We start from the raw sequence: 15511 nt of genomic DNA on the forward strand, positions 1-15511 counted from the left end.
ATTTGACAAAAAAATAAAGCATTTAGAATGCTTATAGTGATTTTTTCCCTTTTAAACTGTCAAACTCCCGATTCTAATTTTATGAAAATGGGGTATGTTTTTTTAGAGATGGTTTTGTAAGACCATCTCTTGTTTTTGTTTCAGAACGTCAGGAAAACACCTCATAATTCGAAAAAGTAGTAGAAATTTAGTTTTTCTTGAACAAACCCATTCCTGAAAGCTTTTATTTGGAGGGATTTCTACACTTTGTGAATCAAAGGGGAAGTCATTTTGTGCCTTTGTGCGTATTTCCTTAGTATCCATTTTTCGGTAATGATAAAGATATTATATTTGACAAGAAATAGTCGTTAAAATATAATAGTTACAAGAAAATTCAAAACACAGGAGGGGTTTTGTTATGTTGAAGACGAAAAAGTATTTTTACGATGGAGATCAAATATATGAAAGTGAGGAAGAGTGTAACGCGAGTACGATGGCAGAGTGGATACTCTCGGATCCGGAGCTGCCTGAACTTGAAGAGATCGTGATCGGTTGCTGGGGAGAGTCCTATGACAACAGTATTCAAGATCTTTTGGATGCCTTTGTAGCACACAAGGATAAGCTTCAGCACATCAAGAGCCTTTTTGTGGGAGATATGGGCTTTGAAGAGTGTGAAGTCTCTTGGATCGAGCAAGGGAATTATGAGGAACTGTTGAAGGCTCTTGTAAACTTGAGTAAACTTACTGTCAAAGGAAGTAACGGTCTAAGCTTCGGTAAGATAGACCATTCGAATTTGGAAGAATTGGAGATTATTTGCGGTGGGCTACCGGGAAGCGTTATGGAGCAAATCGCGGATGCACATCTTCCGAACCTCAAAAAACTAAACCTCTATTTAGGGGTGGAAGATTATGGGTTTGAGTCGAATCCCGTATATATTGACAAACTCTTGAATTCCGATGTGATCAAAAACTTGGAATATCTGGGCTTGGGTGATAGTGAGATCCAAGATGATATTGTAGAGGCGATCATGAAGTTGGATATGCTTGAGAATCTAAAAGTTTTGGATTTGTCCAACGGAACTTTGACCGATAAAGGAGGAGCTCTTCTTCTTGAGAACGAGGAAAGATTGAAGTCTTTGGAGAAGCTGGATCTGACCTACCATTTCCTCAGTAACGATATGATGAAGGCGTTTGAAGACTCATCGATCAATGCGGTCTTGGACGATCAGCAGGAGGCGGATGAGTACAATGGAGAAATGTGGTACTATCCGATGTTGACGGAATAATGAGACTTGTTTTGGTAGGAAGAGAAGGGAAGCGACACGATTACTTTCTTAAGGCTTGTCGAGAGAAAGGAGTGGAGCTTCTCTTTCTTGACATTGAAGGGAATTTTGAAGAAGGAAATCTTCACAGAGGAGATAGGGTAAAGATTGATCCGGTATCAAACGATACTATTTATCTCGATCAATTGAACCGTAATATGCAGGAGTATCACGGATATTTGAAGAGGTTGTCCGTGGTCGGGGGTGTTCACTTTTTGAATTCGCCCGTTTCAATCAAAGCGACTTTGGATAAGAGACGGTGTAAGCGGATTTTGAAAGAAAAAGGGATTTTAGTAACGCCGATACTCGATTTTTATGGTTTTTCATTTGAAGATTTGATGGAGTACTTGAGAAGAGAACGAATCAGTCGAATTTTTATAAAGCCGAATCTGGGTTCGGGTGCGGCAGGAGTTGCAAGTCTCAAGTACAATCCCAAGCTGGATGTCTGTATTATGCAGACCTCCCTGTTAAAGCAAGAGGGATATGTCAACACCAAAAAGGTGAGGACGTTTACGGACCGGGCGAGTATCCGTGAGATGGTGGACTTTTTGCTTAAGGAAGGAGCGGTAGTCGAACGATGGATACCCAAAGAAGCAGTGGGTCAAGCAGTATATGATTTGAGAGTAGTGTATCAGTTTTCGCATATCTCCTATATTCAAGCACGCGGAGCCAAGACTTCGGCGATTACAAACCTGCATTTGAACAACTTTCCTTTGACTATGGGGGAAATCGGTTTGACCGAGGAAAAGAAGATGGAGCTCGAAGAACTTTGTGCAAACGCAATGGCATGTTTTGACGGCTTAAACAGTGCCGGTTTCGACATTTTGCTCGAAAAAAATACTGAAAAGCCCTACATCATAGAGATCAATGCACAGGGAGATTTGATGCATAGGGATGTCTACGGAGAAAACAGAATCTATAAGGAACAGGTGGAAAGGATGATAAGAGGATGAAGAGGGCGGTAACGGAAGTTCCAAAGAGTGTGATAGGAGATCCACGTAAGGCAAGGATGTCAGTCAATATGAATGAGGTGGTCGGAGACTGTGACATCTTGTTCGTCTGTTTGGACACCCTGCGTTACGATGTTGCGAAGGAGGAAGAGATACTGGGGAATACGCCTTCTATCAATCGCTATGGTGGATGGGAGAAACGCCATGCACCGGGGAACTATACCTTTCCTTCACACATGGCGATGTTTATCGGCAACCTTCCTTCTCCCTCGGAGCCTGTGCCCCTCTACGAGAGGGAGAGACTCTTTGTTGCAAAGGAAAATCAAGCGATGGGAAAACTCCATCCCTACTCCTTCGTCTTTGAAGGAGACAGTTTTATCCGGGGGCTTGAACGAGCGGCTTACACGACAGTTTGTGTAGGAGGGGTAGGTTTCTTCAATAAGAGGACACCGATCAACAACATTCTACCGTCCTTCTTTATGGAATCGTATTGGAATACGAGGTTCGCGTGTCACATCAAGGAAAGCTTTGAGAACCAGATAAACTTTGTTGAAACTTGGCTCAAAAAGAGAAGGGAAGGAGAGAGGGTCTTTCTCTATCTGAATGTAGACAGTATCCACTATCCCAATTCCTTTTATATCGAAGGAGAAAAGGAAGATTCTCTCAAGACGCATGCAGCTGCCCTGCGTTATGTCGATGTTCATATAGAAAGGTTGTTTTCTCTTTTTAGAAAGAGGAACAAGACTTTTTGCATCCTGTGCTCGGATCACGGCACCTGTTATGGGGAAGAAGGGTATTACTTTCACTGTCTGTCTCACGAGATCGTCTACACGGTCCCCTATATGCACTTTTTTCTGTAATAGACGGGAGGTTGTTTGGCAAAAGACAACACATGGGATCGGAGAGCGTAAGGGGCTTGACCGCTCCGTTAGAACAGCTCCGAATGATTAGAAAAACCGGCATAACGTCAATTTTGTATGAAGGTCCAGGTTCTTGAAAGAGTTGATCCGAGAAACGTTGATGCTTTGTAAACTCGTAAGAGGATCAGGAGTTCATTTTGTGCGGCGTTTCCTTATACGATTCGTCCTTTGAATCATGAATCACGTCGAGTTGTATTCCATGAAAGCTCAAATGAATATTTGTGGTTGCAAAACGGATATACTACCATGATCTATTGCATTTATCCGATCGAGAAGTTGAAGTTCTGTGCTTACTCAAAACGTTCCCGGTAAATATATGTTCTGTTTACTTGACATTTTAAATGGAGAATAGGATGAATGTGTATTTCCGCAAATTTGGCAGAGGGAGAAAGAAATATGAAGGGGAAGGAAGATTACAGAAGCATCTATACGCAGTATATGTACAGTTATCCTCACAAAAGGACCTATGAAAAGGTGGAGAGGTTGGATCTGTCATTGTATAGGAGCAGGTTTCGAGGCAGGGAGATGGGGTTGTATATCCACCTTCCTTTTTGTCGAAGCAAATGCGGTTACTGCAATTTGTTTTCAGTCACAGGTGTAAAAGAGAGGGGGGCTTATCTATCGGCCGTGCGAAGGCACTCCGATCAAATGAAGCAAGAGGTGGACACATCCGAAACACGCTTTACCTCCTTTGTTTTGGGGGGAGGAACGCCACTCATCCTCTCTGAAAAGGAGTTGGAAGCTCTTTTTGTCCTTGCGCGGGATGAATATCGTTTTTCGTTTGAGAGCGGGTTTTCTGTCGTGGAGACTTCTCCCTATGAGGCAACAGGCGAAAAGTTGAAACTGTTGGAGGAAGTCGGGGTCAAGAGGGTAAGTGTAGGCATCCAATCTTTTTTGGAAGAGGAACTTAAGGTTTTGGAGAGGGTGCAGAGTACATCCGATATGTATTCTGCCTTGGAGAAAATTAAGAAATGTTCTTTTGAGGTCCTCAATATCGACCTTATTTACGGGATTCCCGGTCAGAGTGTGAAAAGCCTGATTTACTCCATCGAGGAGGCCCTGCGTTTTGAACCGGAAGAAATTTTTTTATATCCGCTGTATAAACAGGAAAATGCGAGACTCTATCACAAATTCGAAATGGATTTCGAGTTACAGCATCGCCTTTACCGAGAGGGGAGGAGGTACCTTCTCGAAAAGGGATATGTTCAAAACTCTATGAGAGATTTTTCGAAGAGAACGAAGACGGGAGCGGACTGTGGTTTTGAGAACACTTTATCCCTTGGTTGTGGAGGACGAAGCTATTTCGATGAACTTCATTTTTGTGAAAAGTACGTAAGTTTGCAGGAAGAATGTAGGAGGGAATATCGGGCCTATGTTGAGAAACAAGATTTTTTGAGGAATCTGTCCTTCTTTCTTCTGGATGAGGATGAGAGGAAGCGTAAGTATGCAATAAAAAATCTTCTCTACGTTACGGGACTCAGCTGTTCCGACTATAAAGAGAAGTTTTGCTCGGAGATAGAGGAGGACTTCCCCTTCCTGACAGAACTTTGTGAACAAGGTCAGGTCCGTCTTTCAGACGGAAGGTGGTATTTGACGGAGGAAGGATTTGGGTTTTCCGACAGGATCGGACCTTTGTTTATGTCCGAGAAGGTCAGGGAGAAGATGGGAAACTATGATTGAGACTATTTATTACAGAGGTTTTGTCAATTTCTGCAATTACAGCTGTTCTTACTGTCCGTTTTCCAAGAAGAAGAAAGAGCCCTCTCGAATTCGAAAAGATATGGAGGTTCTGGATAGGCTCTATGGGGAACTGAAGCAGGAGAAACTAAGGAAAAACCTTATGATAACTCCTTATGGAGAAGTGATGTGCCTGGAGGAATATCAAAAGAGGTTCATATCCTTTTCTTCCTTGGAACAGATTGCATATATAGGAGTTCAGACCAATCTTTCCTTTGAAGTAAACTCTTTCCTTAAGGAGGTTGTCAAACAGGGAGGAAGGCCCGATAAGATGGTGTTTTGGGCAACCTGGCATCCTGAGTTTGTAAGTCCTGAGGAGTTTGCAGCTAAGGTCAACCTCCTGTCCGAGTCATGCAAGATCTCGGTCGGAGCGGTTGCAAACGGGAACAACGTCGAGCAGATGAAGACAATGAGGAGGCTCTTGAACAAAAAGATCTATTTCTGGCTCAATGCGACGGACAAACTCCGAGTTTCATTTAAGGAGAATCAAATCGAGAAATTTTGTGAGATTGATCCCATGTTTTCTTACGAATTTTCGAGAAACAGAGAAGAGTTTAAGATCTGTGCTTCTCATCGAAACACCTATATGGACGGATATATTGTATCAAAAACTTGTTTTTTCAAGAAGAAAAAAAACATCGATATCACTTGTAGCGATCACAAGCAATGTAACTGTTATTTGGGCTATTCCAACTTTATCGACACCAAGCTCCGAACTTTTTTTGGAGACACCATCGCTTTCCGTCTTCCTCAAAAAAGGAAGTTTGAGTGTGTCTTCCTTGATTTTGACGGCATCCTTACCGATGGGGAAGGGAAGATGAGAAGTGATGTTTTCCCGATCTTGGAAGAATTGAGTGCAAAATCAAGGCTCTATTTGGCAACGGCTCGCAGTTTCGGATCGGTCAGGAGAAAGCTTGGCACAAAGATGGCTTATTTCAGAGGAGGGGTGTTTTCGGACGGTGCCGATATCAGGGAGGATTCCCTTCGTTTAAGGGAGAGGTTTTTGCTTGATAGAGACCTCGTGTCCGACATTTTCGAGAGCTGTGCGGGCTTTTCGGGCATCCATATCGACAAAGCTGAGGGCGAAGGAATATTGAGATTGGGACTTCCTTCTTCGGTAGCTGAGATAATGGGGGACGGGAGGATTCAAAGGAGGAGGTATGCTACGAAGTGCTATCTTCAACATAGGGAGGCCTCGAAAAAAAACGGAATTTTGAAGATTGTGGAAACCTATGGTTTGAACAAGCGGGATGTTTTGTTTGTGAGCGATAATATGCAGGACGACGAGGTGTTCAGGGAACTCCCCTATACCGTCTCTCCGCTTTGCAGGAAGGAGTTAAGGGAGAAGAGTTCATACAGCCTAAATTTGGAGCACCTGATTTGGATCTTGGAATAGTTGGATATCTTTCGTTTTCGTATCGGAACATTTGGATATTAATGCGATACCGCATACTTCAAAAAAATCAGCATAAAATCCATTTTGTACGAAGGATGAAATTCTTGAAAACATTGATATGACAAACTTTTGTCTTCTATAAAATCGAAGAAAAATCGGGAGCTTTCCTTTGTACGGCTTTTCCATAAGTCTTATTTGGTTCCACGTTATAAAGTGGAAGACCTTGCAACATAGTTGAAGTTGTTATGAATATCAAGGTTTCACAATACCGATAGTCATTTGATTTGTGCTCCGTAGAAGATAAAGCGAATGTTCGTGTTTACAAAACAAATGTAACTACACTTCCGATCCTATTATCTATTGAAGTTGTCCGGTCGTGAAGTTTGAATTCTACGATTACTCAAAACGTTTCCGACAAAGATATACTCTGTTCACCTGACGTTTTATGCCATTTATTGTTTTGAGTTGTGGATATAAACCGTTTGTGACCCGCAGAAGATAAATTGACTTTTCATGGTTTGAAAAACAGATATATCTACTACTTCTATTGAAAGATAGTATTAAACGAAGAATAGTATGAGGGAGAACAGTATCGGATAAATCTCGGGATAAGGATGCGATGTTGCTCTATATCAATAGCTGACAATATACAGAAAAGACCGTTTCGGAATATCCTATCCTCGAACGGTCTTTGTTATTACTTGAGTTGTATAGTTGTCAAAGCAGTCGGCTTATCGGGATCTACAACCTTTGCATACCTGCATCGTCTAATCCGCATAGTTATCAAAGTAGCCTTGGATCAGGATAATCGGAGTTCCCTTATCTCCGCTTCCGGAAGTCAAGTCGCACAGAGATCCGATCAGGTCGGTGAGGCGTCTCGGGGTGGTTCCCTGTGTCGCCATCGTACCTTTGAGGTCCTTATCCTTGTGAGAGATCGAATCTACAATGGCGGCCTTCAGTTCTTCCCCCTTTAAAGAAGCAAAGTCGTTGTCTGCGAGGTATTTCAACTTTAGTTCGTTCGGGGTACCTTCCAATCCGGCGGTATATCCCGGAGATACGACAGGGTCTGCAAGTTCCCAGATCTTACCGACGGGATCCTTGAAGGCTCCGTCGCCATAGACAAGGACTTCGAGATGTTTTCCGGTGCGTTCTTTGATTTGTCTCTGGACCTCGATCACAAATTCTCCACAGTTTCTGGGAAAGAGCTTGACGGTATCCTCTGTGGACTTATTTGAGCCCAACAGACCGTATTCCGTGTTGAAACCGCTTCCCTCTATGGAGGAAGTCATGATGTCGCTGAGGCTGAGTACCTGTTTTGCACCTTTGTTCAAAAGAATACGCTTGGTTCGCGCTCTGGTGTGGATATCACAGTTGAGAACGTAGGGGGTGTAGTCCAAAATTTTTGAAGGTTGATTGGACAGGATGACTTCGACCTCGCAGTTTTCTCCGAGGATGAGTTCCTTATAGTATTCGATATAATCCACACCTGTAAATACATGGGTCTTGTATCCGAACAGATCCCTGAATTCTTCTTCCGTAAGGCTGTCGGAGAAGGGATTGACGTCCTTTGCATCCAATTCGTCCAGGGAAATGAGGTGGTTGCCTACTTCGTCGGAAGGATAGGTCAGCATAAGGGTAATCTTTTTTGCGCCTTTGGCAATTCCTTTTAGGCAGATTGAAAAACGGTTGCGGCTCAAGATCGGAAAGATTACTCCGATATGGCTGTCTTCAAACTTGGATTTCACATCGCCTGCAATTTGGCTGACACTGGCGTAGTTACCCTGTGCCCTTGCGACAACAGCCTCGGTAACTCCCAACACATCTCTGTCATGCAATTCAATATGATCGCTTTCGCAGGCTTCCATCAACGAGTTTACCACCATGGAAGCAAGGTCATCTCCTTCCCTCACAATACCTGTTCGAATTCCTCTGGAAACGGTTCCTACACATCTGGACATAAAAATACTCCTTTACAATATATAAAAAATAGTAATTGAACACAAATTCAAAACCCGCACTCTATAACATCCACTCAATTATATAATAGAGAAATAGTATAGTAAAGATATCAGGGGGGATAAATTTTTCGGACAACACATTATAATACAAGTTTTTAAGATTGAAAAGGATTTTTTTCTTTTTTGAAAAATCCTATGTAATATAGGTACATACTATATTTAAATTATTTTTTCGATTCAAAAACTACAATTTAAAAAAGAAAAAAAGATATAAAATATGAACTTTTTATTTAAACTGATATAATAATATACGGATTTGTTGAAGATAAAAAAACTCACACGAAAAACTTTCGTGTGAGCTGTATATCAATGTAACAAAGCGCTTATGCTTAGAGCATATCCTCTCCGGGGTTCCAGTCCGCAGGGCACAGTCCGCCGGCTTGAAGTCCTTGGAGTACACGCAAGGTCTCGGAAGCGGAACGTCCTACATTCAAATCATGAACTACTTGATATTGGAGAACTCCTTCGGGATTGATGATGAAGAGGCCTCTCAATGCCGCTCCGGTCTCCTCGATATAGATGCCGTAGTCTTTGGACACCTGGTGTGTCGTATCCGCGGCAATCGGGAACTTCAACTCTCCGATACCGCCTTTTTCTGCAGCGAGCTCAATCCAAGCCTTGTGGGAGAACTCACTGTCCGTACTTACTGCCAATACATCCGCATTCAATTTTTGGAATTCTTCATAGTGGGAGTCCATAGACTTGATCTCTGTCGGACAAACGAAGGTAAAGTCTCTGGGATAGAAAAACATAACCAGCCACTTTCCTTTATAGTCATTTAATGTCAATTCCTTGAATTCTTTTCCGTCTCCTGTTGTAACAACCATTTTAAAATCAGGTGCGGGAACACCTACCATTCTGTTAGCCATAACATTCACTCCTCTTCCTTGTTCATAAAATTTAGAGAAACCCGATGTTCCTCCACTTCCAATAACATATCACAAACATTAACGAAATTCAATATCAAAATGAAATAATTACATTTAAATGAATGAATATGTCTTTGAAGTTGTTGCATTGCAATGTTTTTGTGAAAAAATCGGACCCGAATTTTCTCGGGGTGTTGTTGCAGGATATAAAAAGAATACTCGATGACAACAGGATAAATATCATACTGTTCTTCCTCATATAATAAAGTAAAGTATACCGATATACTTTCTCATCGGAGTTCAGGTTCTATCTGAAACTTCAAAATAAAATCAAAAAACCTTCCTTTCTCTCTCTTTTATGGGATAATAGACAAGATCGAGGTTGTAGTGTTATACTACTATTCCTTTGAATGATGGATATAACTAATCTTGTGATCCACAGAAGATAAAACAATGTTTCATGGTTTGAAAAATAGATATATCCATACTTCCATCGAAGAATAGTATAAGAGTGTAGACTGTTTTCTGATAACAGTATGCTTCTATCCGCCTTGGTTATCAAAACGAAGTTCTTCGGATCTGATAAAGGTACAATATTCGATATCGAGTGTTCAAACGGATCGCGGTATTGGAGGAAAATAGTTCGGTTTTGCAAGCGAAAGAAGTTGAAAAAAGCTGTGTGGTATAGAGCACCAAAAGAGGAACAGTCTAAAATATCCTTTGTAAAGTGCCGAATTGATGGTATATAATAGAAAAATAACTGAAATAGAGAACGGCCGGGCCGAATATGGAGTTGAAAGAAGATGTCTAACTACTGGTCGCTGAAGAATAAGGCGAAGGATGAGAAGAGCTCTGAACGGGAGCTTATATACAAGATCATAAGAGAACGGGGGATCAATGATATCCAAGAGTTCTTTGAACCGACGGACAAGTCCTTTCACGACCCCTTTCTGATGAAGGACATGGGAAAGGCGGTTGAGAGGATCAGAACTGCCGCCGCACATGCACAGAAGATCACTATTTACGGAGATTACGATGCGGACGGTATTTCCGCAAGCTCCATCCTTCAACGTTACTTTAAGGAAGAAGGCTATGAGTTTGATTACTATGTACCCGATAGGCGTAAAGAGGGCTACGGCTTGAACAAGTTGGCGCTGGAGAAGCTTCGAAATGCAGGTACTGACCTGGTCATCACCGTGGACTGCGGAATAAGTGCCTTGGAAGAAGTACGATTTGCAAAGGAGCTGGGGCTGGATATGATCATTACCGACCATCATCAGTGTCGGGAAGATCTTCCTGAAGCTGTTGCCGTAATCGATCCGCATCAAAAAGACTGCACCTATCCCTATACGAATCTTTGCGGAGCGGGACTTGCGTTTAAGCTGGTTCAAGCTCTTTCCGGGAAGGAGGCTTCAAGGTTGGAGCCTTATCTTGAAATTGCAGCGATTGCAACCGTTGGAGATATCGTCGAGTTGACAGGGGAGAATCGCGCCATCGTCAAGTTGGGATTGGAGAGTATCAACACGAAGGGACATAACCCGGGGATCCAATGCTTGAGAGAGGTAGCCGGCTTGTCACAGGCGAAGATCGACGCCTACCACATCGGCTATATGCTGGCGCCGAGGATCAACGCTTCGGGACGTATAGGCAGTGCGGAATCGGGGATCCGTCTGCTTACGGCGCAGGCTTGTGAGAAGGCGATGATCTACGCGGTTGAGCTCAATGAATACAACAGGGAGAGACAGTCAATAGAAGAAGAGATTGTAACATCGACTTTACAGGCTCTGGAAGCGGACGAACACTATTTAACGGAAGATGTCCTCGTAGTTGCGGGAGAAGGTTGGAATGAAGGAGTCATAGGGATTGTAGCTTCCAGATTGACCGAAAAATACTACAAACCTTCCTTCGTTATTTCGATTCGGGAGGATGGGATTGGAAAAGGATCGGGAAGGAGTATCCCGTCCCTACACCTCTTTGAGGCGATGAGCGAGATCCAAGAGGTATTCCTGGGGTTCGGGGGTCACTCTCAGGCGGCCGGCCTGTCGATAGAAGCAAATAGGATCGAAGAGTTTCGAAGACGAATCAACGAGGTGGCAGGCAAAAAACTGACCGTTCGGGACAGGAAGAGAAGTTTTAAGGCGGAGAGCGTTCTTGAAGCCGAGATGTTGAATCCCTCCTTGTTGAAGGAGGTTTCGGCAATGGAACCCTTCGGGATGAAGAATCCGCGTCCCCTTTTCATTGTACAGGGAGCCGAGCTTACTCAGATGAAGAGGATGGGAAAGAACGGCGAGCACTTCTCCGCCCTTTTGGGTTCACATCGGCTCGTAGGTTTTCAACAGGGGAATCTTGTTGAAGAGTGGAAAAGGGAACCGTGCTCGGATGTCGACCTCCTCGTGTCGATCGAAGAAAACGAATATAGATCTGTGACCTATCTTCAATCAAAGATGAGAGATTTTAAGTTTGTGCCAAGAAGACTTCGCCTGAAAGATTGTATAAGGTTTGCCGAACGCCTGTCGGAGTTTGGACAAAACTTCGGTGCTTCAAAAGATTTGAATGCGGAGCTGAAGCTGCAAGACAAGAAGCGAGTTACGGATCTCAGGGTTGCCTCTGAAGAAGAATTACAGAAGGAAGGGATCTGCTTTGTCACCGGACTTTCGCAAGTCTATCGGGACATGGTGACCTTCGTCTCTTATTCAGGCTTGGAACAAAGTGAGGTAAAGTTTTGCCCGGACATTGAAAAGATAGGGATAAGAGGCTATAATAGTATCGTTATTTGCGATTCTTTGGCATGGAAGCTCTGTCGTGATCTCGTCGATGGTAAGACGCTTCTCCTGCATCCCCGGTTTGAAAAAAACAGTGTGCAGGCGGCGCAGTTCGTACAGGATGCAAAAGCGGTACGCGTCTTTCTGGGCAAACTGGTTCAAAACAGGAAGACCCTGGTCTCTCGAACAAAGCTGGAGGCCATGGATGTCGATGCGAGGCTGAAACTCCTCCTGTGTTTAAAACTCTTCGAGAAATACTCGCTGATAGAGATAAGGGAAGAGAACGGAGATCTTAAGGTAAATGCCGTCACTTCTTCGGACCATGCTTGGGAAGAAGGGCTGCGAAGAATAAATGAGGAGATAGTTCAATTTTAGAATACGAAAACAAAGGGGTATGATTATGGACTTAAAATCAAAAATCAGAATCGTGGAAGACTTTCCCAAAAAAGGGATCAGTTTCAAAGATATTACAACTCTGCTCAAAGACGGGGAATATTTTCGAAAAACTGTGGATCTGATTGCAGAGCATTTGAGAGACAAACAGATTGATCTTATCGTAGGACCTGAAGCCAGAGGTTTCGTTTTGGGATCGGCTACGGCATATGCTCTGGGAATAGGCTTTGTTCCCGTGAGGAAGCCCGGAAAGCTTCCGGCGGAGGTAGAGAGCTATGAGTATGAGTTGGAGTATGGAAGTGATGTTTTGGAGATCCACAGGGATGCGATCGAGAAGGGAACGAGGATTGCCATTGTGGATGACCTTTTGGCGACAGGCGGAACGATGAAGGCCACAGTGGATCTGATAGAATCCCTCGGAGGAATCGTATCGGATTGTGTGTTTTTGATTGAGTTGGAAGAGCTTAAAGGCAGGGAAAAGCTCAGGGACAAGGAGGTATATTCCTTCGTTTCCTATCCCATTTAGAGAATTTTTTGAAATATAAAACAAAAGCTTGAAATTTCATATCAATCGTAGTATAATCAAGAATTATACTATTGACTTTTTAACACTTGTGTTATATAGCTGTATTTTACAATCGATCAGGTGCTTGAGAAAGTGATGTCGTTTTTTCGGTCGGTTCTGATCGGATAAGGGCAGGGACATCTCTTTGTGTTTCAAGTCGAGGCACCTTTCTTTGAAGTATTACAAAAAGAGAGATGGATTATAGTTCTTCCTTATAGGCTCACTCTTGAAAAGGGGGAGATTTGTAAGAGAGAAAGAGGGTGAATGGATATGTTGGAGAACCTGTTACAATTGATTTGTGAGTACAATCCCGATGCAAACCTTGATGTAATCATCAAGGCATTTCGTCTTGCGGAGAGGCAACACCGCGGTATAAAAAGGAAGTCGGGGGAAGAATATATCATTCATCCCGTGGAAGTTGCCAAAATCCTTGTTGAGATGCGTATGGACACCGATACCGTCGCTGCCGGCCTGTTGCACGATGTTCTGGAAGATACAAGTACGACCTATGAAGAAATGAAGAGAGAGTTCGGTCAAACCATTGCCGATTTGGTCGACGGTGTTACAAAACTCGGAACCATCAAATATAAGAAAAATCCGGAAGGTGAAGATGGCGAGGACGAAGCCTCCGCGGCAAATACCAAAAAGCCTAGGGATCTTGAAGAAGATGACGATAAAAAAGACAAGAAAGATAAGAACGATAGAGAGACCGAAGCGGAGAACATACGCAAGATGTTTCTGGCCATGGGCAAAGACATTCGGGTCATTTTGATTAAACTGGCGGATCGTCTTCACAATATGCGTACGATGAAATATATGCCTCCCGAAAAAGCGAAAAAGAAGTCCGAGGAGACTTTGGATATCTATGCACCGATTGCCAACCGTCTGGGTATCTTTCACATCAAATGGGAGATGGAAGATCTGGCGTTGAGGTACACGGATCCTGAAATGTATCAGGAATTGATTGAAAAAGTGGCGAAAAAAAGACAGGAGAGAGAAGCGTATATCTCCGAAGTCAAAGAGATTCTCACAAAAAAACTGGAAGAAAACGGGCTGAAATTTGAAATTACGGGACGTGCGAAGCACTTTTACAGTATTTACAGAAAAATGAAGCATCAGGGAAAGGATTTCGATGAGATTTACGACCTGACGGCGATTCGCGTTTTGGTGGAAACCGTTCCGGATTGCTATTCCGTCTTGGGATATGTTCATACCCTGTGGAAACCCATTCAAAAGAGGATGAAGGACTACATCTCCTCTCCGAAATCCAATATGTATCAATCCCTTCACACTACGGTCGTAGGGATGGACGGAGAACCTCTTGAGATCCAGATCAGAACGTGGGACATGCATAGGACCGCGGAATTCGGGATTGCCGCCCATTGGAAGTATAAGGAATCCTTCCGTGCGAAAGGCTCTGCCGATGAGGAGATGGAGAAGGAGCTTTCCTGGCTTCGTCAAATGACGGAGTGGCAGAAGGAAGTCTCCGATCCGGAAGAGTTTTTGAATTCCACACGGAGGGAGTTGTTTGCGAACGAGGTCTTTGTCTACTCGCCCAAACAGGAAGTAATGGAATTTCCGCGAGGAGCCTGCCCCTTGGACTTCGCCTACAAGGTACACTCTGAGGTCGGGCACAAGTGTGTAGGGGCGAGGGTGAACGGGAAGATGGTCCCGATCGACTATGAGTTGAAGACCGGTGACATCGTCGAAATCATCACCTCAGGTCATTCGCAAGGGCCGTCGCTGGACTGGTTGAAACTCGTAAAGACCTCTGGAGCCAGAACGAAGATAAGACAGTGGTTCAAGAAAGAAAAACGCGAAGAAAACATCGAAAAGGGCAGGGAGCTCTTGGAGAAACATGTAAAAAACTCCGGCTATCCCCTCGATAAGTTTTTGAAGACGCGTGCTCTTACTCAGGTCGCCAAGTCCTTCCAACAGGAAGATATTGAGAGTCTGTATGCGACCTTGGGCTATGGAGGGCTTCTTACCCATCAGGTCGTTCCCAGACTGAAGGAGATCTATGAGGCGGAGAATAAGGAGATTCTTGAGAAAAAAGCGGCGGAAGAAAGAGCGAAGGAAGCTAAAAAAGCAGGTGAAAGGTCCAAACTCGTAACTCGGGGAGCGAAAAAAACACGACCCGATACAGCCATCCATGTCAAAGGCATCGAAAACATCCTGATCAGGATGGCAAAATGTTGCAATCCGGTTCCGGGAGATGAGATCGTCGGCTATATCACAAAAGGAAGGGGAGTTTCCATCCACAGGACGGACTGCGACAATATAGAGCACGATCCCGACAAACAGGATAAAAGGGTGGAAGTATATTGGAATGAAAAGGTTTTGAAAGAAAAGGCCTTTGAAACCGAGGTTCGTATCATTGCTTACGATCGCAAAAACCTCTTCAACGACTTGACCATTGTTTTGGCGAACGAAAAGATAGATATAAACGGGATCAATGCCAAGACCAACTCCGACGGTATTGCGATTATGAGTTTTTTGATAGAGGTGTCGAGTGTCGAGGTTCTGCGTTCGATCATGAATAAACTCAAGCAGGTGGAAGGTGTCAGAGAGGTAACGCGAGGCAAGTGATCGAAGAACGAT

Annotated in this window: 10 protein-coding genes; 8 read left to right on the top strand and 2 right to left on the bottom strand. The window is 43.6% G+C overall.

Annotated features, from left to right (window positions below):
- The first annotated feature begins 397 nt into the window (after positions 1 to 397).
- From ACFO4R_RS09075 to ACFO4R_RS09095, 5 genes are all read left to right on the top strand, one after another.
- On the top strand, positions 398 to 1264 hold the full coding sequence (locus ACFO4R_RS09075) for an STM4015 family protein (protein WP_379788778.1): 867 nt from the start codon (positions 398 to 400) through the stop codon (positions 1262 to 1264).
- Positions 1237 to 2253, top strand: a complete 1017-nt coding sequence (locus ACFO4R_RS09080; protein ID WP_379788779.1) for an STM4014 family protein — start codon at positions 1237 to 1239, stop codon at positions 2251 to 2253. Before ACFO4R_RS09075 ends, ACFO4R_RS09080 begins: the two co-directional genes overlap by 28 nt.
- Positions 2250 to 3110: an STM4013/SEN3800 family hydrolase gene (locus tag ACFO4R_RS09085; protein WP_379788780.1), complete on the top strand. Its 861-nt coding sequence runs from the start codon at positions 2250 to 2252 to the stop codon at positions 3108 to 3110. The genes ACFO4R_RS09080 and ACFO4R_RS09085 overlap by 4 nt, the downstream gene beginning before the upstream one ends.
- Before the next feature lie 456 nt (positions 3111 to 3566).
- The gene (locus tag ACFO4R_RS09090; RefSeq protein WP_379788781.1) at positions 3567 to 4850 is read left to right on the top strand and encodes an STM4012 family radical SAM protein; all 1284 of its coding nucleotides are present in this window, start codon (positions 3567 to 3569) and stop codon (positions 4848 to 4850) included.
- Positions 4843 to 6303 carry an STM4011 family radical SAM protein gene (locus ACFO4R_RS09095; protein ID WP_379788782.1) on the top strand — a complete coding sequence of 487 codons (1461 nt, stop codon included), beginning with the start codon at positions 4843 to 4845 and terminating at the stop codon, positions 6301 to 6303. Before ACFO4R_RS09090 ends, ACFO4R_RS09095 begins: the two co-directional genes overlap by 8 nt.
- A gap of 767 nt (positions 6304 to 7070) precedes the next feature.
- Here ACFO4R_RS09095 and ACFO4R_RS09100 read toward each other — a convergent pair.
- Together ACFO4R_RS09100 and ACFO4R_RS09105 are read right to left on the bottom strand one after the other, a co-directional pair.
- Entirely contained in the window at positions 7071 to 8261 is a 1191-nt protein-coding gene (locus ACFO4R_RS09100) for a coenzyme F420-0:L-glutamate ligase (protein ID WP_379788783.1), read from the bottom strand.
- Between the two features lie 389 nt (positions 8262 to 8650).
- Entirely contained in the window at positions 8651 to 9190 is a 540-nt protein-coding gene (locus ACFO4R_RS09105) for a peroxiredoxin (protein WP_379788784.1), read from the bottom strand.
- Between the two features lie 803 nt (positions 9191 to 9993).
- On the opposite strand from ACFO4R_RS09105, the gene recJ reads away from it, so the two are divergent.
- From recJ to ACFO4R_RS09120, 3 genes are all read left to right on the top strand, one after another.
- The gene (recJ, locus tag ACFO4R_RS09110; protein WP_379788785.1) at positions 9994 to 12327 is read left to right on the top strand and encodes a single-stranded-DNA-specific exonuclease RecJ; all 2334 of its coding nucleotides are present in this window, start codon (positions 9994 to 9996) and stop codon (positions 12325 to 12327) included.
- Positions 12328 to 12352: 25 nt separating this feature from the next.
- Positions 12353 to 12871, top strand: coding sequence for an adenine phosphoribosyltransferase (locus ACFO4R_RS09115; protein WP_379788786.1), 519 nt, complete (start codon positions 12353 to 12355; stop codon positions 12869 to 12871).
- A gap of 309 nt (positions 12872 to 13180) precedes the next feature.
- The gene (locus ACFO4R_RS09120; RefSeq protein ID WP_379788836.1) at positions 13181 to 15499 is read left to right on the top strand and encodes a RelA/SpoT family protein; all 2319 of its coding nucleotides are present in this window, start codon (positions 13181 to 13183) and stop codon (positions 15497 to 15499) included.
- Positions 15500 to 15511 lie beyond the last annotated feature (12 nt).

Origin of the sequence: Filifactor villosus, from assembly GCF_042652965.1 — a bacterium.
GTDB lineage: Bacteria > Bacillota > Clostridia > Peptostreptococcales > Filifactoraceae > Filifactor > Filifactor villosus.